At 69.5% G+C, this 24479-nt stretch carries 19 protein-coding genes and 1 tRNA gene; 16 read left to right on the top strand and 4 right to left on the bottom strand.

All coding sequences use genetic code 11. The annotated features are described in order from the left end of the window. The 3 genes from ACWD2L_RS32985 to frc (ACWD2L_RS32975) form a co-directional block, all read right to left on the bottom strand. Positions 1-1386: an OFA family MFS transporter gene (locus tag ACWD2L_RS32985; RefSeq protein WP_351342010.1), complete on the bottom strand. Its 1386-nt coding sequence runs from the start codon at positions 1384-1386 to the stop codon at positions 1-3. Between the two features lie 123 nt (positions 1387-1509). Next, positions 1510-3663, bottom strand: a complete 2154-nt coding sequence (locus ACWD2L_RS32980) for an acetate--CoA ligase family protein (protein ID WP_351342012.1) — start codon at positions 3661-3663, stop codon at positions 1510-1512. A 3-nt stretch (positions 3664-3666) separates the two neighbouring features. Next, positions 3667-4896 carry a formyl-CoA transferase gene (gene frc, locus ACWD2L_RS32975; RefSeq protein ID WP_351342014.1) on the bottom strand — a complete coding sequence of 410 codons (1230 nt, stop codon included), beginning with the start codon at positions 4894-4896 and terminating at the stop codon, positions 3667-3669. Between the two features lie 187 nt (positions 4897-5083). On the opposite strand from frc (ACWD2L_RS32975), the gene sucC reads away from it, so the two are divergent. The 13 genes from sucC (at position 5084) to ACWD2L_RS32910 (ending at position 19869) form a co-directional block, all read left to right on the top strand. Then, positions 5084-6226: an ADP-forming succinate--CoA ligase subunit beta gene (gene sucC, locus ACWD2L_RS32970; RefSeq protein WP_351342016.1), complete on the top strand. Its 1143-nt coding sequence runs from the start codon at positions 5084-5086 to the stop codon at positions 6224-6226. Between the two features lie 11 nt (positions 6227-6237). After that, on the top strand, positions 6238-7122 hold the full coding sequence (gene sucD / locus ACWD2L_RS32965) for a succinate--CoA ligase subunit alpha (protein ID WP_351342018.1): 885 nt from the start codon (positions 6238-6240) through the stop codon (positions 7120-7122). Positions 7123-7264: 142 nt separating this feature from the next. Beyond that, positions 7265-8815, top strand: a complete 1551-nt coding sequence (locus tag ACWD2L_RS32960; protein ID WP_351342020.1) for an aldehyde dehydrogenase family protein — start codon at positions 7265-7267, stop codon at positions 8813-8815. A gap of 226 nt (positions 8816-9041) precedes the next feature. Continuing rightward, positions 9042-9716, top strand: a complete 675-nt coding sequence (locus ACWD2L_RS32955; protein WP_451192827.1) for a GntR family transcriptional regulator — start codon at positions 9042-9044, stop codon at positions 9714-9716. 149 nt (positions 9717-9865) lie between these two features. After that, positions 9866-11095: a formyl-CoA transferase gene (gene frc / locus ACWD2L_RS32950; RefSeq protein ID WP_351342024.1), complete on the top strand. Its 1230-nt coding sequence runs from the start codon at positions 9866-9868 to the stop codon at positions 11093-11095. Further along, entirely contained in the window at positions 11052-11594 is a 543-nt protein-coding gene (locus ACWD2L_RS32945; protein WP_451192795.1) for a beta-class carbonic anhydrase, read from the top strand. Before frc (ACWD2L_RS32950) ends, ACWD2L_RS32945 begins: the two co-directional genes overlap by 44 nt. Before the next feature lie 93 nt (positions 11595-11687). Beyond that, complete coding sequence (locus tag ACWD2L_RS32940; RefSeq protein WP_351342028.1) at positions 11688-12458, top strand: acyl-CoA dehydrogenase family protein; 771 nt, start codon at positions 11688-11690, stop codon at positions 12456-12458. Positions 12459-12592: 134 nt separating this feature from the next. Next, positions 12593-13087 (top strand): NAD(P)H-dependent oxidoreductase subunit E, encoded by a 495-nt coding sequence (locus ACWD2L_RS32935; protein ID WP_451192792.1) that lies wholly within the window; start codon positions 12593-12595, stop codon positions 13085-13087. Between the two features lie 33 nt (positions 13088-13120). Further along, complete coding sequence (locus ACWD2L_RS32930; protein ID WP_351342046.1) at positions 13121-14719, top strand: formate dehydrogenase beta subunit; 1599 nt, start codon at positions 13121-13123, stop codon at positions 14717-14719. Continuing rightward, positions 14716-17526: a formate dehydrogenase subunit alpha gene (gene fdhF, locus ACWD2L_RS32925; protein WP_451192789.1), complete on the top strand. Its 2811-nt coding sequence runs from the start codon at positions 14716-14718 to the stop codon at positions 17524-17526. Before ACWD2L_RS32930 ends, fdhF begins: the two co-directional genes overlap by 4 nt. Position 17527: 1 nt before the next feature. Next, positions 17528-17755, top strand: a complete 228-nt coding sequence (locus tag ACWD2L_RS32920) for a formate dehydrogenase subunit delta (RefSeq protein WP_351342034.1) — start codon at positions 17528-17530, stop codon at positions 17753-17755. 155 nt (positions 17756-17910) lie between these two features. Further along, the gene (locus tag ACWD2L_RS32915; RefSeq protein WP_351342036.1) at positions 17911-18882 is read left to right on the top strand and encodes a 2-dehydropantoate 2-reductase; all 972 of its coding nucleotides are present in this window, start codon (positions 17911-17913) and stop codon (positions 18880-18882) included. 39 nt (positions 18883-18921) lie between these two features. Then, positions 18922-19869, top strand: coding sequence for a LysR family transcriptional regulator (locus ACWD2L_RS32910; protein WP_451192824.1), 948 nt, complete (start codon positions 18922-18924; stop codon positions 19867-19869). 347 nt (positions 19870-20216) lie between these two features. Here ACWD2L_RS32910 and ACWD2L_RS32905 read toward each other — a convergent pair whose 3' ends face one another. After that, complete coding sequence (locus ACWD2L_RS32905; protein WP_351342040.1) at positions 20217-21629, bottom strand: AMP-binding protein; 1413 nt, start codon at positions 21627-21629, stop codon at positions 20217-20219. A gap of 242 nt (positions 21630-21871) precedes the next feature. Between ACWD2L_RS32905 and oxc the strand changes: the two genes are divergently transcribed. The 3 genes from oxc to ACWD2L_RS32890 all read left to right on the top strand — a co-directional run. Next, a complete protein-coding gene (gene oxc, locus ACWD2L_RS32900; protein ID WP_351342042.1) occupies positions 21872-23611 on the top strand; it encodes an oxalyl-CoA decarboxylase in 1740 nt (579 codons plus the stop codon). A 106-nt stretch (positions 23612-23717) separates the two neighbouring features. Beyond that, a tRNA-Leu gene (locus tag ACWD2L_RS32895) sits at positions 23718-23802 on the top strand. Positions 23803-23967: 165 nt separating this feature from the next. Then, positions 23968-24479, top strand: a 512-nt coding sequence (locus tag ACWD2L_RS32890; RefSeq protein WP_451192821.1) for an ATP-binding cassette domain-containing protein, incomplete at its 3' end; no start/stop codon positions are given.

The following is a 24479-nucleotide window of genomic DNA, read 5'->3' as shown; positions in this document are numbered from 1 at the left end:
TCAAGCCATCTCCTCACCTAGGGGTTGTGGGTTGGGGCGGATCCCACGGTTCTTGGGCCTACCGGGCGGGGACAGGAAGATGGCCACGAAGCCGGCGAAGAACGAAATGCAGCCGGCCAGGATGAACGCACCGGAGTGCCCCCAGGCGCCGACGACGACGGACCCCATGCCCGCGCCGAGCCCTGAGACGAGCTTGGAGCTGTAGACCATGCCGTAGTTGGTGGCGTTGTTGTTCTCCCCGAAGTAGTCCGCGGTCAGGGCCGCGAACATCGGGAAGATCGCGCCGCCACCGAAGCCGGAGATCGCGGAGAAGATCAGGAACATCGCGAGGAGCTGCTCCGACGCCGACCAGATGATGCCGAACTGGGCCAGGCCCAGGATCACGCAGACCGCCAGCAGGCACTGCTTGCGCCCGTACCGGTCGGAGAGCCAGCCGATGACACCGCGACCGGTGCCGTTGACGACCGCCTTGAGTGACATCGCGGTCGCCACGATGCCGCCCGCGAAGCCCGCTTCCTTGCCGATGTCGACCTGGAAGGCGATGCCGAAGATGTTCACGCCCGACGTACAGGCGAGACAGAACCACATCAGCCCCACGCGGCCGGTCTTCCACGCCTCCGACGGGCTGTACTGCTTGACGGCCGGCGGGTTCTTCTCCAGGGACCTGCGGGCTCGCGGGTCCGCAGGCGGGTTGAGCGGGTCGACGTTCGCCGGCCACCAGTTCTTCGGCGGATCCTTGAAGAAGTAGCCGGCCACGGCGACCACCCCGGCGAGCAGCACACCCACCGAGACCAGCACCCAACGGAAGTTGGTCAGGTCCATGAACCCGGTGAAGAGGAAGACGAACGGCACCGAACCGTAGGCGAAACCGCCGTTGACGAAGCCGGTCTTGCCACCCCTGCGCTCCGGATACCACTTGCCGACCATGTTGACGCAGGTCGCGTACACCATGCCCGCGCCCATACCGCTGAACATGCCGAAGCCGATGTACGCGACGATGACGTGCGGCGCGTAGGCCAGCGACAGATAGCCGAGCAGTGTGCCGGCCGCACCGAGCATCATCGCCCAGCGGGCCGCCAGTTTGCCGCTCTCCCGCAGCCTGCCCGCGGGCATGGCCACGGCGGCCTGGAAGAAGATCCAGACGGTCATCATCCAGAAGATGTGTCCGCTGTTCCAATGGTGCGCGGTGTGCAGTGTGTCCTCGGCGGACGCGAACGCGTACTCCGCTGACGAGATGCCCATCATGCCCACCCAGGGCAGGATGACCATCCACTTGCGCCCGCGACCCATGATGTCGATGTCGGTCTCGCCAACCCGGTACATCCGGCCGTTGGCGTCCGTCACCTCCCTGTAGGGGACGGAATTCGGCAGATCGGTTGTTGTCATGTCGATCGTTTCCCTTGCGTCGAAAGAACTGGGCAGCGCCCCCTGTCCACATGTCTTTCGTGTGCGCACGGGTCCTGGGTCCGGTCGGCGCACACCGCCGACCGGACCCGCCGCTCGCCTACGTCATCGAGCGCCCCCCAACTTCCCTGCCGCGCGGGCCCACTTGTACTTCGCGCCGAGCACCGCGACGGGCTTCTCGGTCGTGTACGGGTACGCGACGACACCCCGGTCGAAGAGGTACTGGCACGCCTCCTCGACCTCGACGTCGCCGGCCAGCGAGGCCACCACGGGCTTCTCGATGCCGCGCTCCCGGAACTCCTGGACGACGCGCGCCGTCACCTCCGCGAACACCATGGGCGGGGTGACGATGGTGTGCCAGTAGCCGAGCACCAGCGAATGGATCCGCGGGTCCTCGAGCCCGAGCCGGATCGTCGCCTCGTACGTCGACGGGGGCTCGCCGCCCGTGATGTCCACGGGGTTGCCGGCGGCGCCGAAGGGCGGAATGAACGCGCGGAATGCCGCGTCCAAGTCGTCTGGGATCTCCATGAGTTGGAGCCCGTTGTCCATCACCGCGTCCGAGAGCAGCACACCCGAACCGCCCGCCCCCGTGATGATCACGACGTTGTCGCCCTTGGGGGTCGGAAGCACCGGCAGCGCCCGCGCGTACTCCAGCATGTCGTTCAGGCCCGGTGCCCGGATGACACCGGCCTGCTTGAGGATGTCCTCGTACACGGCGTCGTCGCCCGCGAGCGCGCCCGTGTGCGAACCGGCCGCCTTGGCGCCCGCCGCGGTACGTCCCGCCTTCAGGACGACGACCGGCTTCTTCGGCACGGTCTCGCGCGCGGCCGCCACGAAGGCCCGCCCGTCCTTGAGGTCCTCCAAGTGCATCGCGATGCAGTCGGTGTTGGGGTCCTCGCCGAACCAGGTCAGCAGGTCGTCCTCGTCGAGGTCCGACTTGTTGCCGAGCCCGACGATCGCCGAGACACCCGTCTTCGTGGTGCGCGCGAAGCCCAGGATGGCCATGCCGATGCCGCCGGACTGACTAGTAAGGGCGACGCCGCCCTTCACGTCGTACGGCGTGCAGAACGTGGCGCACAGGTCCTGCCACGTCGAGTAGTAGCCGTAGATGTTCGGGCCGAGGAGGCGGGTGCCGTAGCGCTCGGCGATGGCCACGATCTCGTCCTGGAGCTCCTGCTCGCCGGTCTCGGCGAACCCGGAGGGGATGAGCACCGCGTTGGGAATGCCCTTGCGACCCACCTCCTCGAGTGCCGAGGCCACGAACTTGGCGGGGATCGCGAAGATCGCCACGTCGACGTCGCCGGGGACGTCCGTGACGCTCTTGTACGCCTTGCGGCCCAGGATGTCGTCGGACTTCGGGTTCACCGGGTGGATCTCGCCGGAGAAGCCGCCGTCGATGAGGTTGCGCATCACCGAGTTGCCGATCTTGCCCTGCTCGTTCGAGGCACCGATCACGGTGACGGAGCGCGGCTCCATCAGCCGTCGCATCGTGCCCAGGATCTCCTCCCGGGTGTACGTGCGCCGCTTCTTCGGCTCGCCTTCGGCGAGGATGACGCGGATGTCGGCGGCGAGCGCGCCCTTCGGGGTCGCGATCACCGGGTTGAGGTCGACCTCGGCTATCTCCGGGAAATCCGAGACCAGTTGGGACACTCGGCGGATCTGCTCGGCCAGTGCCTCCCGGTCGACACCCTTGGCGCCGCGCACTCCGCGCAGCACCTCCGCGGCCTTGATCGAGTCGAGCATGTCGAGGGACTCGTCCGCCGTCACCGGCGCGAGCCGGAAGGTGACGTCCTTGAGCACCTCGACCAGGACGCCGCCGAGCCCGAAGGCGACGACCTTGCCGAAGGTCGGGTCGGTGACGGACCCGACGATGACCTCCTGGGTGTCGGGCCCGGTGGGCAGCAGTTCCTGCACCTGGATGCCGGTGATGTGGGCATCGGCCGCGTAGGCGTGCGCGTTGTCGACGATCCGCTGGTACGCCTCCCGTACGGCGGCCTCGCCCTCCACTCCGACGATGACGCCGCCGGCGTCGGTCTTGTGCAGGATGTCGGGCGAGACGATCTTGAGCACCACGGGTCCGCCGAAGCGGGCCGCGGCCGCCACCGCCTGGTCGGCATCGGTCGCGAGCTCCTCGCCGGGGACGGCGATCCCGTACGCGTCGGCGATCACCTTTCCCTCGGGCGCGGTGAGCGCTGTACGTCCCTCGGCCCGTACGGCATCGAGCAGCGCCCGTACCTTGAGCTCACGTTCCTCGGCCATCAATCAGATCACTCCGTTCGACTTAAGCAGGTGCAACTCTTCGTCCCCGAGGCCGAGTTCACCGATGAAGACCTCCGCGTTGTGCTCGCCGAGCAGCGGGGAGGAGGTGACGTCGACGGGGGAGTCGGAGAGCTTGAGAGGGGAACCGACGGTCTTGAAGGAGCCGCGTCCCGAGTGCGGCACTTCGACGACCATCTCGTTGGCGACCAGCGACTCGTCCTCGATGATCTCTTTGGTGGAGAGGATCGGGCCGCAGGGGATGTTGTGGGCGTTGAGCTTGTCCAACACCTCCCACTTGGGGAGCGTCGAGGACCACTCCTCGATGAGCTGGAACATCTTGTTCAGCTTCGGAAGGCGTGCCTCGGGTGTCGCCCAGTCGGCGTCCTCGGTCAGTTCGGGCCGCCCGATCAGCTCGGTGAGTGGCTTCCAGCCGACGGGCTGGACGATGACGTAGACGTAGTCGTTGGGCCCGCCGGGTGCGCACTTGACGGCCCAGCCGGGCTGTCCGCCGCCGGAGGCGTTGCCGGAACGGGGCACCTCGTCGCCGAAGTCCTCGTTCGGGTACTCGGCCAACGGGCCGTGTGCCAGGCGCTGTTGGTCGCGTAGCTTGACGCGGCACAGGTTGAGGACCGCGTGCTGCATGGCGACGTTCACGCGCTGTCCGCGCCCCGTGTTCTCGCGCTGGAACAGGGCGGCGAGGATGCCGGCGACGGTGTGGATGCCGGTGCCGGAGTCGCCGATCTGTGCGCCGGTCGCGAGGGGCGGCCCGTCCTCGAAGCCGGTGGTCGACATGGAGCCGCCCATGGCCTGGGCCACCACTTCGTAGGCCTTGAAGTTGGTGTACGGGCCGTCGCCGAAGCCCTTGATGGAGGCGTAGATGATGCGGGGGTTGATCTCCTGGATGCGGTCCCAGGTGAAACCCATCCGGTCCACGGCGCCGGGTCCGAAGTTCTCCACCAACACGTCCGACCTGCGGATGAGTTCGGTGAGCAGCTCCTTGCCGCGCTCTGTCTTGGTGTTCAGGGTGATGCTCCGCTTGTTGCAGTTGAGCATCGTGAAGTAGAGGGAGTCGACGTCCGGGATGTCACGCAGCTGTTTGCGCGTGATGTCACCGGTCGGCGCCTCCAGTTTGACGACGTCCGCACCCAGCCACGCCAGCATCTGCGTGGCGGATGGGCCTGACTGGACATGGGTCATGTCCAGGACGCGCACACCCTCGAGTGCCTTGGTCACGAACGACTCACCTCGCTACTGGTCCACGGTCGGTCCACCGTCGGCTCGTACATTGCATACAGTCGCCGAATACTGTATGAAAACTGGTATCCCGCATTGAGTGGGTGGTGTCCAGGGGGCGTGCAGCACTTTTCCTTTCCGTAGCCGAATCAGTGGCTGAAGCAGGAACTGAGACAGGAGCCGCAAAATGGACCTGTACGAACACCAGGCGAGGGACCTGTTCGCGGAGCACGGCATCCCCGTCCCGCGGGCCGAGGTCACCGAATCCGCCAAGGAGGCACGCGAGTTCGCGCGCAGGCTCGGCGGTCGCGTCGTCGTCAAGGCGCAGGTCAAGACGGGCGGACGCGGAAAGGCGGGCGGCGTCAAGCTCGCCGCCGACCCGGCCGCCGCCGAACTGGCGGCGCGCCAGATCCTCGGCATGGACATCAAGGGCCACACCGTACGAAGGGTGATGCTGGCCCAACCCGTCGACATCGAAGCCGAGTTCTACGTCTCCTACGTCCTCGACCGCGCGGCCGGCACCTTCCTCGCCATCGCCTCCGCCGAGGGCGGCATGGACATCGAGGAGGTCGCCGCCACCCGGCCCGAGGCCGTGGCCCGGATCCCCATCGACCCGGCCGTGGGTGTCACCTCCGCCGTCGGGGCCCGCATCGCCGAGGCGGCGGGACTGCCGCCGCAGACCGTCGACGTCCTCGTCCGCCTGTGGGACGTCCTGACCCGCGAGGACGCGCTGCTCGTCGAGGTGAACCCACTCGTGTGCACCGCGCAGGGGCAGATCCTCGCACTCGACGGCAAGGTCACCCTCGACGACAACGCCCGCTTCCGCAAAGCCCGTTGGGGCATCGACGAGCAGGCGGACCACGAGGAGCCCCTGGAGGCGCGGGCCGCCGCCAAGGGACTCAACTACGTCAAGCTCGACGGCGAGGTCGGCATCATCGGCAACGGCGCCGGGCTCGTCATGTCCACCCTCGACGTGGTCGCGGGCTGCGGCGCGAAGCCCGCCAACTTCCTCGACATCGGCGGCGGCGCCTCCGCGCAGATCATGGCGGACGGGCTCGACGTCATCCTCTCCGACCCGGCCGTGAAGTCCGTCTTCGTCAACGTCTTCGGTGGCATCACCGCCTGCGACGCGGTCGCCGACGGCATCGTCCAGGCCCTGGAGCACGTCCAGTTGACCAAGCCGCTCGTCGTCCGCCTCGACGGCAACAACGCCGCGCGCGGCCGGACCATCCTCGAGGAGCGCGCGCACCCGCTGGTCGAGCAGGCCACCACCATGGACGGCGCCGCCCGCCAGGCGGCGGACCTCTCCCTCGCCACCAACACCCGCTGAGGAGAACGGACATGGCCATCTACCTGACCCAGGAGAGCAAGGTCCTCGTCCAGGGCATGACCGGAGCCGAGGGCATGAAGCACACCCGCCGCATGCTCCAGGCGGGCACGAACGTCGTCGGCGGCGTCAACCCCCGCAAGGCCGGGAGCAGCGTCGACCTCGAAGGACGCGAGATCCCCGTCTTCGGCGGCGTCGCCGAGGGCATGGCCGCCACCGGAGCCGACGTCACCGTCGTCTTCGTCCCGCCGGCCTTCGCCAAGGGTGCCGTGATCGAGGCGGCCGACGCGGGCATCCCGCTCGCCGTCGTCATCACGGAGGGCATCCCGGTGCACGACGCCGTGACCTTCCAGGCGTACGCGAAGCAGCAGGGCACCCGCGTCATCGGCCCCAACTGCCCGGGGCTCATCTCGCCCGGCGCCTCGAACGCGGGCATCATCCCGGCCGACATCACCAAGCCGGGCAGCATCGGACTCGTCTCCAAGTCCGGCACCCTCACCTACCAACTCATGTACGAGCTGCGCGACATCGGCTTCTCGACGTGCGTGGGCATCGGCGGCGACCCCGTCATCGGCACCACGCACATCGACTGCCTCGAAGCGTTCGAGGCCGACCCCGAGACCGAACTCATCGTCCTCATCGGGGAGATCGGCGGCGACGCCGAGGAACGGGCCGCGGTTCACATCCGCGAGCACGTCACCAAACCCGTCGTCGGCTACATCGCCGGATTCACCGCGCCCGAGGGCAAGACGATGGGCCACGCAGGCGCCATCGTCTCCGGTTCATCGGGTACGGCGGAGGCCAAGAAGAAGGCGCTCGAAGCGGCCGGCGTCCGCGTCGGATCGACACCGACGGAGACGGCGCGACTCGTCCAGGACCGACTCGCCGACGGGCAGTGACGCTTCTCATAGGCGCCAACTGGCCATCTACGTAAGGCTATTGGCATACGGGAGGTGTCCGCTGGGCACCTCCCGTCCACAGCACCACCAGCCATCAAGTTCCCCCGCCCCGATTGTGCAACGTGAGCGGAGACCGAAGACCATGGCAATCACCCTCAACACACCCACCCTCAAGTCCGGTACGTCCTGGGCCGACGCCTGGCAGCGCTGTCTCGCCGTCGCCCCCGAGGCGTTCCGCGACGACCGCGTCCTGAACCTGTGGGACGGCGCCTGGCAGGCCGACGGCCGCGCCCTGCCCGCTACCAGCCCCGTCGACGGCAGCCCCATCGCGGGCCCGCCCCGACTCGACGCCGACGTTGCCCACCAGGCCGTGCGCGCCTCCCTCGACCAGCACCGCGCCTGGCGGCACGTCCCGCTTCCCGAGCGGCGCGCCCGCGTCGCCGCGACCCTCGACGCCCTCACCGAGCACCGCGAACTCCTCGCCCTGCTCCTGGTCTGGGAGATCGGCAAGCCGTGGCGGCTCGCGCAGGCCGACGTGGACCGCGCCATCGACGGCGTGCGCTGGTACGTCGACGGCATCGACGACATCCTCGGCGAGCGCACCCCGCTCGCAGGACCCGTGTCGAACATCGCCAGCTGGAACTACCCGATGAGCGTGCTCGTGCACGCCATGCTGGTCCAGGCGCTGGCCGGCAACGCGGTCATCGCCAAGACACCCACCGACGGCGGTGTCTCGTGCCTCACCCTGGCCTGCGCGCTCGCCGCCCGCGAGGGCATCCCGGTCACGCTGGTCAGCGGCAGCGGCGGGCAGCTCTCCGAGGCGCTCGTGCGGGCGCCGGAGATCGGCTGCGTATCCTTCGTCGGCGGCCGGGACACGGGCGCGGCGGTCGCCACGGACGTCGCCGACCTCGGCAAGCGGCACATCCTGGAGCAGGAGGGCCTCAACACTTGGGGCATCTGGAACTTCACCGACTGGGACAGGCTGACGGCCGCCCTGCCCAAGCTGTTCGACTACGGGAAGCAGCGCTGCACCGCCTACCCGCGGTTCGTCGTGCAGCGCGAGGCCTTCGACGACTTCCTCGCCGCCTACCTGCCCGCCGTACGCACCCTGCGCGTCGGCCACCCGCTGGCCGTCGAGCACCCCGAAGACCCGTACCCGGCACTGGACTTCGGGCCGCTCATCAACGCGGCGAAGGCGAAGGAACTGCACGACCAGGTCGCGGAGGCGATCGACCGCGGAGCCGTCCCGCTGCACCGCGCCGACCCCGACCCGGCGCTGTTCCTGCCGGGCCAGGACACGAGCGCGTACATGCATCCGGTGACACTGCTCGGCCCGCCGCCGTCCTCGCCGCTGCACCACGCCGAGCCGTTCGGCCCGGTCGACACCATCGTGCTCGTCGACACGGAGGCGGAACTCCTCGCGGCGATGAACGCGTCCAACGGCGCCCTCGTCGCCACCCTGTCCACCGACGACGAGGCGACGTACGAGCGGCTCGCCCCGCAGATCCGGGCGTTCAAGGTCGGCCACGGCAAGCCGCGTTCGCGCGGGGACCGGGACGAGCTGTTCGGCGGCTTCGGGGCGTCGTGGCGCGGCGCGTTCGTGGGCGGCGAACTCCTGGTCCGCGCGGTCACCGAAGGGCCGAAGGGGGAGCGGCTGCCGGGCAACTTCCCCGAGTACCAGCTGATGCCCTGACGTAGACGCAGCTGCGGCGGGGTCCCGCGTGGCGCAGGGGGCGCTCCCCGCCGCACGTGGACCCCGCCGCCGTGCCGCGGGGCGAGTTCTCGCCCGCCCCGCGCACACGATGTGTCGACCGGATACTGTGTACAGGCTCGGATTGCCCTCGGCAAGAACTACGACAACTCCCATGCGAGAAGCGTGGATCGAGACACCGTGGACGCAGGACGGAAGGGGCGCGATGTTGCCGACCGCAGGACTGCCACAGGGTGCGGTGCCCAAGCTGGACCGGCCGGGACCGCTGCGCGAGCGGGTCTACGGCGCGCTCCTCGAACTCATCATCACCCGCGTCCTGCCGCCGGGCGCACACCTCGTCGAGACGGAACTCGCGGTGCAGCTCGGGGTGTCGAGGCAGCCCGTACGGGAGGCGCTGCAGCGCCTCAGTACCGAGGGGTGGGTCGATCTGCGGCCCGCGCAGGGCGCGTTCGTGCACGAGCCGACCGAGGACGAGGCGGACCAGCTCCTGAGGGTCCGCCAGCTCCTGGAGACGGAGGCGGTACGGCTCGCCGCGGGCAAGGCCGACGCCGCCGCGGTCGCCGCGCTGGAGGAGCTGTGCGAGGCGGGGGAGCGGGCGGTCGCGGCGGACGACGTGGAGGCGGCGGTCGCGCTCAACGCACAACTGCACGGCACGGTAATGGAGTTGGCGGCGAACGAGGTTCTCGCGGAGCTGGCCGCACAGGTCGACCGCCGGGTGCGCTGGTACTACACGCCGGTGGCGCGGCAGCGCGGCCACCAGTCCTGGGCGGAGCACCGGGAGCTGATCGCGGCGCTCGCGAACCGGGACGAGGGCCGCGCGGCGGAGGTCATGCGCGCGCACACCGAGCACACGCGCACGTCGTACCACCAGAGGGCGAAGTAGGCGGGCGAAGCAGCGGCCCAACTGCCTTGCACCGTCCGGTTCTCGCTGTCGCCAAGGATTGCATACAGTCGACGAATACTGTATGAAGAGTGGTATCCGTCCCGACCTTCTTACTCCGAACGCGCAAGCGAAGAGATGGGGTGTCGATCATGACCAAGGCTCTTGAGGGCGTGCGGGTCCTCGATATGACGCACGTTCAGTCGGGCCCGTCCGCAACCCAGTTGCTGGCGTGGCTGGGTGCGGACGTCGTCAAACTGGAGGCGCCGACCGGTGACATCACGCGCAAACAGCTGCGTGACATCCCGGACGTCGACTCCCTCTACTTCACGATGCTCAACTCCAATAAGCGGAGCATCACCCTCAATACTAAGAGTGACCGCGGCAAGGAGATCCTCACGGAGCTGATCCGCCGCTCGGACGTCATGGTGGAGAACTTCGGACCGGGCGCCGTGGACCGGATGGGCTTCACGTGGGACCGCATCCAGGAGATCAACCCCCGCATCATCTACGCCTCCATCAAGGGCTTCGGCGACGGCCCGTACACCAACTTCAAGGCCTACGAGGTCGTCGCCCAGGCGATGGGCGGCTCGATGGCCACCACCGGCTTCGAGGACGGACCGCCGACGGCCACGGGCGCGCAGATCGGTGACTCCGGCACCGGCATCCACACCGTCGCCGGCATCCTGGCGGCGCTCTTCCAGCGCGAGAGCACCGGGCGCGGGCAGCGCGTGAACGTCGCCATGCAGCACGCGGTCCTCAACCTGTGCCGCGTCAAGCTGCGCGACCAACAGCGCCTCACGCACGGACCGTTGGCCGAGTACCCGAACGAGGACTTCGGCGACGAGGTGCCCCGCTCCGGCAACGCCTCCGGCGGCGGACAGCCCGGCTGGGCCGTCAAGTGCGCACCCGGCGGACCCAACGACTACGTCTACGTCATCGTCCAGCCCGTCGGCTGGAAGCCGATGGCCGAGCTGATAGGCAGGCCGGAGATGGCGGACGACCCGGAGTGGTCGACGCCGGAGGCGCGCCTTCCGAAGCTGGGCAAGATGTTCCAGCTCATCGAGGAGTGGTCCTCGACGCTCCCCAAGTGGGAGGTGTTGGACAAGCTCAACGCCCACAACGTCCCCTGCGGCCCGATCCTCTCCACCAAAGAGATCATCGAGGACGAGTCGCTGGTGGCCAATGACATGGTCGTCGAGGTGCCGCACTCGGGACGCGGCTCGTACACCACGGTCGGCAACCCGCTCAAACTCTCCGACTCGCCGACCACCATCTCCGGCTCCCCGCTCCTGGGCGAGCACAACTCCGCCATCTACGCCGACGAACTCGGCTTGGATGCCGCGGAGTTGGCGCAACTTGTCGAGCAGGGTGTCATCTGAGATGGACGGCACCGTGGTCGACCGCCTCGTCGAGGCGAACGAACGGTACGCCGCCGCGTTCACCGATCCCGGCATGGACGCCCGCCCGGTCCTCGAGGTGGCCGTCGTCGCCTGCATGGACGCCAGGATCGACCTGCACGCCGCGCTCGGCCTGGAACTCGGCGACTGTCACACCGTCCGCAACGCGGGCGGTGTGGTCACCGACGACACCATCCGTTCGCTCGCCATCAGCCAACGGGCGCTCGGCACCCGCAGCGTGGTGCTGATCCACCACACAGGATGCGGTCTCGAATCGCTGAGCGAGGACTTCCGGCACGAGCTGGAACGCGAGGTCGGCCAGCGGCCGACGTGGGCGGTGGAGGGCTTCACCGACGTCGACCAGGATGTGCGGCAGTCCCTGCGGAAGGTGCGCACGTCGCCCTTCCTGCCGCACACCGACGACGTCCGCGGATTCGTCTTCGACGTTCGGACGGGGCTGTTGCGGGAGATCACCGCGTAGCCCCGTTCCACCCAACCAACCGCATGCAATTGCTGCGCCGCATCGCGGCAGCTCATGTGCCGCTTCATGTATCGCTGACGAGGGGGTCGCCCCGTGTCGTACCGCACCGCACTCGATCACGTCCTGACCGGCGCCGTTGCATCCGGCGGCGAACCGGCCCGCACACAAGGAAGATTCCCCCGCTCCGGCGTCACTGCGCTCGGCCGCGCCGGACTCCTCGGCCTTACCGTCGCCCCCGAACTCGGCGGCGGCGGGCGAGGGTTGGCCGAGGCCGCCGATGTCGTGGCGCGCGTCGCCCGCGTCTGTCCGGCCGCCGCGGCCGTGCTCCGCTCGCACTACGCTGCGGTGGCCGTCGTCGAGGCGCACGGCGGCGCCTGGGTGCGCGCCGAGATCGCCGCCGGGCGCCACCTGTGCTCGCTCGCCCTGGAGGAGGACGGGCCGGAGTTCGCGGCGCGCCGCACCGGCGAGGTCGTCACCCTTCGGGGCCGCAAGCGCCAGGTGGTCGCGGCAGGGGAGGCCGACAGCTACGTCTGGTCGAGCGGGCTGTCCGGGGCCGGGGCGTCCGGGACTGGGCCGTCCGGGGCCGGGCCCTCCGAGGTCGGCCCCGGAGGCCGGAGTCTGTGGCTGGTCCCGGCCCACGCCCCCGATCTGTACGTGCCGGCCCGGGCCGCGGGACCGGGGCCGAGCGGCAGCGCGACCTCGACGGTCTGCGCCGACCCCGTGCGCGTACCGGCCTCGGCCCTGCTCGGCGAGGACGGGGACGGCGAACGGCTGGTGCGGGAACTTGTGCTGCCGTGGCTGACCGAACTGGCCGCCGCGGCGGACACAGTGCCGGGCCAGGAGCCCGCGCTCGTGGCCTCGTGAACACCCGCCCGGTGTACGGAAGTCGGCCGATCGACTCCGCTCGATTTCGTCCCACTCCTTTACACCGGGCTTCTGTATACAGAAGTCTGTATGGGGTAGTGCCTGGGTCTCCTGCACCCGCGCCGGAGGCCCGCATGACGGAAGGCGGAGCGATCATGACGACCAGCGGGACGGACGTGTCGGTCGAGAGCGTGGTCAGGAGGGCGGCAGTGGCGCACCGCGGCGAGCGCGGCGCGCTGTTGCCCGTACTCCACGCCGTGCAGGCCGAGTTGGGGTGCGTACCGCAGGAGGCGATCCCCGTCCTCGCCGACGAGTTCAACCTGTCGAGGGCCGACGTGCACGGAGTGGTGACCTTCTACCACGACTTCCGCCGCGAGCCCGCGGGCCGCTCCACCGTCCGCATCTGCCGCGCCGAAGCCTGCCAGGCCCTGGGTGCCGACCGGCTGTTGAGCCACGTACGGGAGTCGGGCCTGACGCTCGGCGACACCAGCGCCGACGGCGGTGTCACGGTCGAGCAGGTCTTCTGTCTCGGCAATTGTGCGCTCGGCCCCTCGGTGGAGGCGAACGGCGGGCTGCACGGGCGCGTGACCCCGGCCCGGCTCGGCGCGATCCTCAACGGGACGGTGTGAGAGGTGACTTCCGACCACGTGACTTCGGACGGCATGACGACCGCGTACGTCCCCCGTGACGCCGCGGCCCGCTCCGTCGGCGCTGACGAAGTGGCGCAGCAACTCCAACTCGCCGCGATCGACGGCGGGTTCGGAGTCGACGTCGTCCGCAACGGCTCGCGCGGACTGCTCTGGCTCGAACCCCTCGTGGAGGTCGTGACCCCCGAAGGCCGCATCGGCTACGGTCCGGTCACCCCCGACGACGTCCCCGACCTCCTCGCCGCCGGAATGCTCGACGGCGCCGACCACCCGCTGCGGCTCGGCCCGGTCGACCAACTCCCTTGGCTGGCACGGCAGAACCGCGTCACCTTCGCCCGCGTCGGCATCACCGACCCGCTCTCGCCCGAGGACTACGAGGCCCACGGCGGCCTCCAAGGGCTGCGCGCGGCCCTGGAGATGCCGCCCGCCGACGTCGTCACCGAGGTCACCGACTCCGGGCTCCGCGGTCGCGGCGGCGCCGGCTTCCCGGCGGGCATCAAGTGGAAGACGGTGCTGGACTGCGCTGACGACACCAAGTTCATCTGCTGCAACGCCGACGAGGGCGACAGCGGCACCTTCGCCGACCGCATGGTCATGGAGGGCGACCCCTTCCTCCTCATCGAGGGCATGACGATCGCCGCCCACGCCGTCGGCGCCCGCGAGGGCTACATCTACATCCGCTCCGAATACCCCGACGCCATCGCCACGATGGGCGCCGCGATCGACATCGCCCGCGGCCGCGGCTGGCTCGGCGCCGGCATCCTCGGCTCGTCCCTCGACTTCGACCTTCACATCCGCGTCGGCGCCGGTGCGTACATCTGCGGCGAGGAGACCTCCATGCTGGAGAGCCTGGAGGGCAAGCGCGGCATGGTCCGCGCGAAACCCCCGATCCCCGCGATCGAGGGCCTCTTCGGCAGGCCGACCGTGGTGAACAACGTCCTCACACTCACCACCGTCCCCGTCGTCCTCGCCGACGGCGCCAAGGCCTACCAGGACCTCGGCGTCGGCCGCTCCCGCGGCACCCAGGTCTTCCAGCTCGCCGGCAACATCAAGCGCGGCGGCATCGTCGAGACCGCCTTCGGCATCACCCTGCGCGAGCTGATCGAGGACTACGGCGGCGGCACCCTCAGCGGCCGACCCGTGCGCGCCGTGCAGGTGGGCGGGCCACTCGGCGCGTATCTGCCGGAGGAACGGCTCGACCTGCCGATGGACTACGAGGCGCTCGCCGAGGCCGGGGCGATGCTCGGGCACGGCGGCGTCGTCGTCTTCGACGACACCGTCGACATGGCGGCGCAGGCCCGCTTCGCGATGGAGTTCTGCGCCGAGGAGTCCTGCGGCAAGTGCACGCCGTGCAGGGTCGGTTCGGTGCGCGGCGTCGAGGTCATCGACCGGATCGTGGCCGGTGAGCAGCAGGACGAGAATCTCGCGCTGCTCGAGGACCTGTGCGAGCTGATGACCGATGGTTCACTGTGTGCCATGGGCGGGCTCACCCCGATGCCCGTGCGCAGCGCGCTCGCGCACTTCGCCGACGACTTCGTCGGCCGCGGCGACCGTCGGCTCCTGGAGATCCACCCCGTACAGCGGGGCAACACTCGAACGGAGGGCCAGGCATGACGCTTCTGAAGGAACCCGACTTCGGCACTCCGGAACGCCCCGGAGCGGCCACGGTCTCGGTGGAGATCGACGGACAACAGGTGACGGTCCCCGAGGGCACATCCGTGATGCGGGCTGCCGCCGAGGCGGGCATCGATGTACCGAAGCTGTGCGCCACCGACAGCCTGGAGGCGTTCGGCTCCTGCCGGCTGTGCGTCGTCGAGATCGACGGCAGGCGCGGCACCCCGGCGTCCTGTACGACGCCGTGCGCGGACGGCATGTCGGTGAAGACGCAGACCCCGAAGGTGGAGAAGCTCCGTCAGGGCGTCATGGAGCTCTACATCTCCGACCACCCGCTCGACTGCCTCACCTGCCCCGCCAACGGTGACTGCGAACTCCAGGACATGGCAGGCGTGGTGGGTCTGCGCCAGGTCCGCTACGGCTACGAGGGTGCCAACCACCTCGACGCCGAGAAGGACACCTCCAACCCGTACTTCGACTTCGACCCGTCGAAGTGCATCGCCTGCTCGCGCTGTGTCCGCGCCTGTGACGAGGTGCAGGGCACGTTCGCCCTCACCATCGAGGGGCGCGGCTTCGAGTCGAAGGTGTCGGCGGGCGCGGGGGAGTCGTTCATGGACTCCGAGTGCGTGTCCTGCGGCTCCTGCGTCCAGGCCTGCCCGACGTCAACTCTCCAGGAAAAGTCCGTAGTTGACCTCGGCATGCCGACCCGGTCCGTGGTCACCACCTGCGCGTACTGCGGTGTCGGCTGCTCGTTCAAGGCCGAGCTGCGCGGCGACGAACTCGTCCGCATGGTCCCCCACAAGGACGGCGGCGCCAACGAGGGCCACTCCTGCGTCAAGGGTCGCTTCGCCTTCGGCTACGCCACCCACCCCGACCGCAAACTCAAGCCCATGGTCCGCGAGCGCATCACCGACCCGTGGCGCGAGGTCGAGTGGGACGAGGCCATCGGTACCGTCGCGCGCCGCTTCCGCGAGATCCAGGGCACGTACGGATCGGGCTCCATCGGCGCCATCTCCTCCTCCCGCTGCACCAACGAGGAGGTGTACGTCGTCCAGAAGATGGTCCGCGCCGCCTTCGGCAACAACAACGTCGACACCTGCGCCCGCGTCTGCCACTCGCCCACCGGCTACGGCCTCAAGCAGACCTTCGGCGAATCGGCCGGCACCCAGGACTTCCGCTCCGTCGCCGAGGCCGACGTCATCATGGTCATCGGCGCCAACCCCACTGACGGACACCCGGTGTTCGCGTCGCGGATGAAGCGCCGGCTGCGCGAGGGCGCCGGTCTGATCGTCGTCGACCCGCGCCGCATCGACCTGGTGCGCACCCCGCACATCGAGGCCCAGCACCACCTCCAGCTGCGCCCCAGCACGAACGTCGCCGTCGTCAACGCGATGGCACACGTCGTCGTCACCGAGGGCCTCACCGACGAGAACTTCGTCGCGGAGCGCTGCGAGGGGTACGCGGAGTGGGCCGAGTTCGTGGCCCGCCCGGAGAACAGCCCCGAGGCGACCGAGGAGATCAGCGGCGTCCCCGCCGCCGACCTGCGCGCGGCGGCCCGCCTCTACGCGTCCGCGGGCAACGGCGCGATCTACTACGGCCTCGGTGTCACCGAGCACAGCCAGGGCTCGACGATGGTCATGGGAATGGCCAACCTGGCGATGGCCTGCGGAAACATCGGCCGCGACGGCGTCGGCGTCAACCCGCTGCGCGGGCAGAACAACGTTCAGGGCTCCTGCGACATGGGCTCCTTCCCGCACGAGCTGCCCGGCTACCGGCACATCTCCGACGACGCCGTGCGGGGTGTCTTCGAGAACCTGTGGGGCCGGGAGCTGCTGCCGGAACCGGGCCTGCGCATCCCCAACATGTTCGACGCGTCGATCGACGGCGACTTCCGCGGCCTGTTCGTGCACGGCGAGGACATCGCCCAGTCCGACCCGAACCTCCAGCACGTCACGGCGGCCCTCGAAGCCATGGAACTCGTCGTGGTCCAGGACCTGTTCCTCAACGAGACCGCGAAGTTCGCCCACGTCTTCCTGCCCGGCGCCTCCTTCCTGGAGAAGGACGGCACGTTCACCAACGCCGAGCGGCGCGTCAACCGGGTGCGGTCGGTGATGCCACCGAAGGCGGGCAAGCACGAGTGGCAGATCGTGTGCGAGATCGCCACCGCCATGGGCTACGCCATGGACTACGACCACCCGTCGCAGATCATGGACGAGATCGCCTCGGTCACCCCGACCTTCGCCGGTGTCTCCTTCGACCTCATCGACAAGCTCGGCAGCATCCAGTGGCCGTGCAACGAGGAGGCCCCCGAGGGCACACCGACCATGCACGTCGACGCGTTCACGCGCGGCAAGGGCAGGTTCGTGGTCACCTCCTACGTACCGACCAACGAACGCAGCACGCGCCGCTTCCCGCTGGTCCTCACCACGGGCCGCATCCTCAGCCAGTACAACGTCGGCGCGCAGACCCGCCGCACCGGCAACGTCGCCTGGCACCCCGAGGACATCCTGGAGGTGCATCCCCACGATGCGGAGGAGCGCGGCATCACCGACGGCGACCTCGTCACCCTCTCCAGCCGCGTCGGCGCGACGGCGCTGCACGCGCAGATCTCCGACCGGATGCCACCGGGCGTCGTCTACACCACGTTCCACCACCCGGTGACGGGCGCGAACGTGGTGACGACGGAGAACTCCGACTGGGCCACCAACTGCCCGGAGTACAAGGTGACAGCCGTACAGGTCGGCCTCGCGCCCAAGGCACTCGCGGAACAGCAGGGCGCCGAGGAACTCGTCACGGTGGTGGACTGACATGACACACACTGACGGGGCACACACCGTCCCGGCGGAACGCCGGATGGCGAACGACATCGCCGCCCACCAGGGCCACCTTCCGGACGCCGCCGCGGCGGAGGCGATCGCCGGACACCTCACCCGGTTCTGGGACCCGAGGATGCGGACGCGGCTCTACGCGCTCGTGGACGACGGAGCGGGCGGCCTCGATCCGCTCGTGGTCTCGGCCGTGAAACTCATGCGCTGAGACCGTCCCGGCCACCTTCCCAGCGGCCGCCGCGCGCCAGGGCACGCGCGGCGGCCGCACCCACTTCTCCATGTGTCGTCGGTTCCGCGTGCTGTGCGGCGCGCGCCCGGTGACATGTGCGTACCTCCACACCCTCGAAGCCAGGAGGCACCACGATGAAGATCGCAGTTGTCGGCGCCGGAGCCATCGGCGCGTACGTGGGCGCGGCCCTCCACCGCGGCGGCGCGGATGTGCACCTCGTCGCCCGCAGGGACCATCTGCGCGCCATCCAGGCCGAAGGCGTCCGCGTGCTCAGCCCGCGCGGCGACTTCACCGCCCACCCGCATGCCACCGACGACCCGAGCGAGATCGGCCACGTGGACTACGTGTTCCTCGGCCTCAAGGCCCACTCGTACCCGTCGTGCGGCTCGCTCGTCGCCCCGCTGCTCGGCGAGCACACCGCGCTGGTGGCCGGCCAGAACGGCGTCCCGTGGTGGTACTTCCACCGCCTCACGGGCCCGTACGAGGGCCGCCGCATCGAGGCGGTCGACCCGGGCGGCGCGACGAGCAAAGTACTGCCGCCCGAGCGCGCGATCGGCTGCGTGGTCTACCCAGCCACGGTCATCGAATCCCCGGGCGTCATACGGCACTTGGAAGGCACCCGCTTCTCCATCGGCGAGCCGGACGGCAGTGTCTCGCGCCGTTGCACGGACCTGAGCGAGGCCATGGTCGCGGGCGGCCTCAAGTGCCCCGTCGAGCGGAACCTGCGCGACGACATCTGGATCAAGCTGATGGGTAACGCGGCCTTCAACCCGATCAGTGCGCTGACCCGAGCCACCATGACAGACATGTGCCGCCACCCCCTGACACGCGCGATGGTGGCTCATGTCATGGAGGAGATCCTCGACATCGCGGCCCGCGTCGGCTCGACACCCGAGATCTCCATCGAGAAGCGCCTGCGCGGAGCCGAGGGCGTAGGCGCCCACAAGACGTCCATGCTCCAGGACTTGGAGGCGGGAAAGCAGCTGGAGCTCGACGCGATCGTCACGGCGGTCGTGGAGATGGCCGACATCACCGGCGCCGAGGCACCCACGCTGCGTGCCATCCACGCGGCGACCGACCTATTGGCACGCACCGTGCTGCCGTAGCACGCTACGGATGAAGATCACGTGGCAGAGGAGACGTACATGCTGTTCCGGCAGTTGGAGTACTTCGTGGCGGTGGCCCGTGAACGCCACTTCGCACGCGCCGCCGAGTCCTGCTACGTCTCCCAGCCCGCGCTCTCGGCGGCGATCGCCAAGCTGGAACGCGAGCTGAACGTCACGCTGATCAACCGCGGCCACAACTACCAGGGCCTCACCCCGGAGGGCGAGCGCCTGGTGGTGTGGGCGAAACGGATCCTCGCGGAACAGGACGCGTTCAAGGCGGAGGTGGCGGCGGTCCAGTCGGGCATCACGGGGACGCTCCGCCTGGGCACGGACCCCACGGCGTCCACGACGTTGGCCCTCCCGGTCGGCGCGTTCTGCTCGGCGCACCCCCTGGCGAAGGTCCAGGTCCGCTCCCGTCTGTCGACGAAGGAGCTCCACCGCCAGCTCCGCGACTTCGAACTCGACGTGGCCATCGCCCACTTCGACCCGGACGACCAGGAGGGCCTCCAAGTGGTCCCCCTCTACCAGGAGCGCTACCTCCTCCTGGTTCCGGACGACCAGTTCAAGTCCAGTACCGGAAGCCTGACGTGGGCGGACGCGGCGCAACTCCCCCTGGCGTTGTTGACACCCGACATGCGCATCCGCCAGATCATCGACAAGGTCTTCGCGAACAAGGGCCTGGAGGTCACCCCACAGGTCGAGACCGACTCCATCGCCTCCCTGTACGCACATGTGGGCGGCGGTGAATGGGCGAGCGTCGTGCCCCACACATGGCTCCGCGCGATGCCGGTGGACGGCCGTACACGAGCGCTCCCACTGGTCGACCCGGAGGCCGGGGCCCAGGTCTCGGTGGCCATCCACGCGGGCACGCCGGGTTCGGTGGCGGCCCGCGCCTTCGTCAACGCGGCGACAGCCCTGAACCTGGACGAGGTCTTCGCCCACCGGGTCCCGGCCCAGGTCGGCAGCCCAAGCCCCTGCGGCGATTGAGCAACCGGCACCGCGGCCGACGCCTCGGGGCTCCGCCCCGGACCCCGCGCCTCAATCGCCGGCGGGGCTTGAAGTGCCCATCGGCCGGCGGGGCTGAATCGCCTCAATCCCCGACGGGGCTGGAAAGACCGCCTCAATCGCCGGCGGGGCTTGATAGATCAAACCCCGCCGGCGATTGGATCATCTGAGCCCGGCGGGGAGTGGATCATCCGAGCCCGGCGGGGGTCGGTTATTCAAGCCCCTGCGGCGATTGAGCAGGCCTTTCGAGCCGGTGCGGCGGTACGGGCACATCAAGCCCCGCCGGCGATTGAGGCGCGGGGTCCGGGGCAGAGCCCCGTGACGTCGACTCACCCGTACCGCTCCCGCACCGCCCCCCGGTCCAACCCTCCCTGCGCAGTCCGAGGCAGACCGGACACGAACACGACCCGATCCGGCACCTCGGCGGCAGCCAACCGCTCGCGCGAGTACCGCAACACCTCACCCACCTCCACACACTCTCCGCCCCGCACCACAACCGCCGCCCCAATCCCCTCCCCACCCACCGCGAACACCGCCGCCTCCGCGACCGACGGGCACCCGGCCAGCACATCCTCCACGTACTCCGGGGAGATCGTCAGCCCCCGCCGCACGATCAGGCTCTCGATCCGTCCGGCAAGGGACAGATACCCGTCCTCATCGAGCGACCCCAGGTCCCCCGTACGCAACCACCCGTCACCCGCCACGCTCGGCCCCGACACCCACACCTCCCCCCGCACCCCGGCCGGACACACCCTCCCGTCCCGGTCGACGACGCGCAGCCGTACCCCGGTCGCCCGCCCCACCGTCCCGTGTTTGAGCGGCCCGCGCTCCGGCAGCGGCTCACTGGCGATCTGGTGCGCGGCCTCGGTCACCCCGTACGCGGACAGCAGCGGCGCCCCGAACATCCGCTCAAGCGCCCGCTGGGACGCAGCGTTGAGCGACGCACCGCAACTGCGCACGAAACGCAACGGCGGCGGCGCTCCCAGGTCACCCAGGTCACCCACGCCGCCCAGGTCCGCCGCCTCCGACGACCGATCGAGCAGCGCCTCATGGATCGTCGGCACCGCAGTGAACCAACTCGCCCCCGCCGCCCGCAGATCCGCCCAGAACGTCTCCGCCGAGAACCGCCCACCCGCGGGCAGCAGCACCCGCCCCCCGCTGGCGAGCGTGGACAGAAGCGACGCGAAAAGACCGTGCCCGTGGAAGAACGGCATGACCGCGACGGTCGCGTCCTCGGGCCCCAACGCGTAGGTGGCACAGACGTTGTGGACGGACGCCGCCACATTGGTGTGCGTGAGCGGCACCATGCGGGCACGCCCCGTGGCCCCCGCGGTGAACAGGACGAGCGCGTCCTCCTGCCTCCTGTGCGGTGCCGCGTCGGTACCGGCGATCCCATCGGCGCCAAGTACGGCGCGCGCCCCCAACTCGCCAACCCGAAACCGGAGTTCGGCATCCGAAAGACCCGGATCCAGAGGCGCGGCCACCACCCCCACACGTCCCGCCCCGAGCAACGCGGCCACGAACTCCGCGGTATTGCCCGCGACGAGACCGAGCACATCACCGGCGCTCAGCCCCGCCCCGACGATCCGCTCCGCCATCCGGTCCGCGAGCGCGTCCAACGCCTCGTACGACAGGGGAACCCGCTCGGCGCCGACGACGAGCGCCGGGGCGTGGGGCCGCGCACGGGCCTGCCGGTCGAGGAGATCGGCGAGCCCCGTGACGGTCAGGGCCGATGTGGCCATGCCTTCCACCTCCCGTCCTCAGCGAGCGTGCGGTCAGCGGCCGCACACGTCCAATACGCACTCACGAACACCCGATAGCAACCGCTTATCAACCCCCAAAGACCCACCCCAGCAGGGGATTTGGCGCACGCTTGACTCTCGATAGACGCCGGTTATCGCCTGGAAGCCGATGGGTCTTGGACGAGGCGCCGCCGCCTGTCGAAGGTGAGAACAGGAGACCCGTCCAAGGAGGAACTCGGATCATGACCGCTGACTCGACCGCCGACCAAACCGCCGAGGCCGCGGCAGGAGCCGACGCGCCGACCGAGCTCACCGACGGCTACCACCTCGTCGTCGACGCCCTGAAGAAGAACGACGTCGACACCATCTACGGACTCGTGGGCATCCCCGTCACCGACCTCGCCCGCCTCGCGCAGGCCGAGGGCATCCGCTACATCGGCTTCCGTCACGAGTCGAACGCGGGCCACGCCGCCGCGATCGCCGGCTACCTCACCAAGAAGCCCGGCATCGCGCTCACGGTCTCGGCCCCCGGCTTCCTCAACGGCCTGGTCGCCCTCGCCAACGCCACCACCAACTGCTTCCCGATGGTGCAGATCTCCGGGTCGAGCGAGCGCCACCTCGTCGACCTCAAGCAGGGCGACTACGAGGAGATGGACCAACTCGCCGCCGCCCAGCCCTTCGTGAAGGCCGCGTACCGCGTCAGCCGCGTCGAGGACATCGGCCGCGGCATCGCCCGCGCCCTGCGCACGGCGATCTCCGGCCGCCCTGGCGGCGTCTACCTCGACATCCCGGCGGCGGTCCTCGGCTCGGTCATGGACAAGGAGGCGGGGGAGCGGACCCTCTCCCGCCTCGTCGACCCGGCCCCGCGCCAGCTGCCCGCACCCGAGGCGGTGGACCGCGCGATCGACCTCCTGGAGAACGCGGAGCGCCCGCTGATCGTCCTCGGCAAGGGCGCGGCCTACGCCCAGGCGGACGACAAGATCCGCAACCTCATCGAGTCCACGGGCATCCCGTACGTACCGATGTCGATGGCGAAGGGCCTGCTCCGCGACGACCACCCGCAGTCGGCGGCGACGGCCCGCTCCCTCGCCCTGAAGAAGGCCGACGTCGTGATGCTGGTCGGCGCCCGCCTCAACTGGCTGCTCAACCACGGCGAACGCGGCTGGAACCCGGACGCGAAATTCATCCAGGTCGACATCGAGTCCCGGGAACTGGACTCCAACCAGCCGATCGCGGCCCCGCTCGTCGGTGACATCGAGTCGGTCCTGGACCAGCTCGCCGACCGCACCAAGCCCGGCCAGATCGCGGCGTCGACCGCCTGGCGCGAGGAACTGGGCGACCGCTCCGCGCAGAACGTCGCCAAGATGGCCAAGCGCCTGGAGGCCGACCCGCACCCCATGCAGTTCATGGGTGCGCTCAAGGCGGTCCGCGACGTCGTCCACCAGCACCCGGAGACGTACATCGTCAACGAGGGTGCCAACACCCTCGACATCGCCCGCAACGTCATCGACATGCACCACCCGCGCCGCCGCCTCGACTCCGGGACCTGGGGAGTCATGGGCATCGGCATGGGCTACGCGATCGCGGCCGCCGTCGAGAGCGGCGGAGCGCCCGTCGTCGCCATCGAGGGCGACAGCGCCTTCGGCTTCAGCGGCATGGAGCTGGAGACGATCTGCCGCTACCACCTGCCGGTCGTCACCGTGATCATGAACAACGGCGGCGTCTACAAGGGCGACGAGACCATCACCGACGCCCCCGCCCCCACCACCCTCATGAGCGCCGCCCGCCACGACCGGATGATCGAGTCCTTCGGCGGCAAGGGCTACCGGGCCACCACCCCCGCCGAGGTCACGGCCGCCCTCACCGAGGCCATCGCCTCCGGCGGCCCCGCGCTCATCGACTGCGTGATCGACCCGTCGGCCGGTACGGAGAGCGGCCACATCGCCCACCTGAACCCGAAGGGCATCGGCATCAAGAAGTAACGCTCCGTGTCCGGTAGGGCACCGATATACGCACGTGAAAGCCACTCCGAAACCTTGGTATTGTTGAGGTGTCGCCGCGGGGTACGCCCCGTGTCGAGCGCACCTTGTCCGGGTGGCGGAATGGCAGACGCGCTAGCTTGAGGTGCTAGTGCCCTTTATCGGGCGTGGGGGTTCAAGTCCCCCCTCGGACACTCACGGAGTGCCGGTCGAGATTATCTCGACCGGCACTTTTTGTTTGCGCTGGTCAGACGGGGGCAGGCGCGACCTTGAGCCGTGTGTATGGCTTTTCAACCTTTCACAGGTCAAAGAGAATAGAGGTCGGTGTGTCCTCCAGACTGGTGGCCGAACACCTTTACATGGTGTTCGGTGGGCGACAACAGAAGGCTGTGGAGAGGCTCCGCGGCGGCGCGGACCGTGAGGAGCTGCGCGCCGAGGGAACCACGGCCGCCGTGATCGACGCGTCGTTCACCGTCGAGCCCGGTCAGATCTTCGTCGTCATGGGCCTGTCGGGATCGGGCAAGTCGACCCTGCTCAGGATGCTCAACGGACTCCTGGACCCGACGTCGGGACAGGTGACGTTCGACGGGCAGGACCTGACGACGCTGGCTCCCAAGGAGCTGCGCGAGGTCCGCTCCCACAAGATCAGCATGGTCTTCCAGCACTTCGCGCTGTTCCCGCACCGCTCCGTCATGGAGAACGCGGGTTACGGCCTGGAGGTGCAGGGCGTTCCGCGCGCCGAGCGCGAGGAGCGGGCGATCGAGGCGCTGCGTCTGGCCGGTCTGGAGGGGTGGGAGAAGTCCTTCCCCGACGAGCTGTCCGGCGGTATGCAGCAGCGTGTGGGCCTGGCCCGCGCGCTCGCCACGGACGC

The sequence above is a fragment of the Streptomyces sp. NPDC002754 genome, assembly GCF_053592315.1.
This window is presented reverse-complemented; position numbering and strand designations above follow the sequence as displayed.

Coding starts and splice junctions, on each gene's coding strand:
- ACWD2L_RS32935 (WP_451192792.1), top strand. CDS start 12,593: ATGACGGAAGGCGGAGCGATCATGACGACCAGCGGGACGGACGTGTCG.
- ACWD2L_RS32945 (WP_451192795.1), top strand. CDS start 11,052: ATGCCGCGGAGTTGGCGCAACTTGTCGAGCAGGGTGTCATCTGAGATG.
- ACWD2L_RS32905 (WP_351342040.1), bottom strand. CDS start 21,629: ATGGCCACATCGGCCCTGACCGTCACGGGGCTCGCCGATCTCCTCGAC.
- ACWD2L_RS32985 (WP_351342010.1), bottom strand. CDS start 1,386: ATGACAACAACCGATCTGCCGAATTCCGTCCCCTACAGGGAGGTGACG.
- ACWD2L_RS32960 (WP_351342020.1), top strand. CDS start 7,265: ATGGCAATCACCCTCAACACACCCACCCTCAAGTCCGGTACGTCCTGG.
- ACWD2L_RS32980 (WP_351342012.1), bottom strand. CDS start 3,663: ATGGCCGAGGAACGTGAGCTCAAGGTACGGGCGCTGCTCGATGCCGTA.
- sucD (WP_351342018.1), top strand. CDS start 6,238: ATGGCCATCTACCTGACCCAGGAGAGCAAGGTCCTCGTCCAGGGCATG.
- ACWD2L_RS32910 (WP_451192824.1), top strand. CDS start 18,922: ATGCTGTTCCGGCAGTTGGAGTACTTCGTGGCGGTGGCCCGTGAACGC.
- ACWD2L_RS32915 (WP_351342036.1), top strand. CDS start 17,911: ATGAAGATCGCAGTTGTCGGCGCCGGAGCCATCGGCGCGTACGTGGGC.
- fdhF (WP_451192789.1), top strand. CDS start 14,716: ATGACGCTTCTGAAGGAACCCGACTTCGGCACTCCGGAACGCCCCGGA.
- frc (WP_351342024.1), top strand. CDS start 9,866: ATGACCAAGGCTCTTGAGGGCGTGCGGGTCCTCGATATGACGCACGTT.
- ACWD2L_RS32930 (WP_351342046.1), top strand. CDS start 13,121: ATGACGACCGCGTACGTCCCCCGTGACGCCGCGGCCCGCTCCGTCGGC.
- ACWD2L_RS32920 (WP_351342034.1), top strand. CDS start 17,528: ATGACACACACTGACGGGGCACACACCGTCCCGGCGGAACGCCGGATG.
- oxc (WP_351342042.1), top strand. CDS start 21,872: ATGACCGCTGACTCGACCGCCGACCAAACCGCCGAGGCCGCGGCAGGA.
- sucC (WP_351342016.1), top strand. CDS start 5,084: ATGGACCTGTACGAACACCAGGCGAGGGACCTGTTCGCGGAGCACGGC.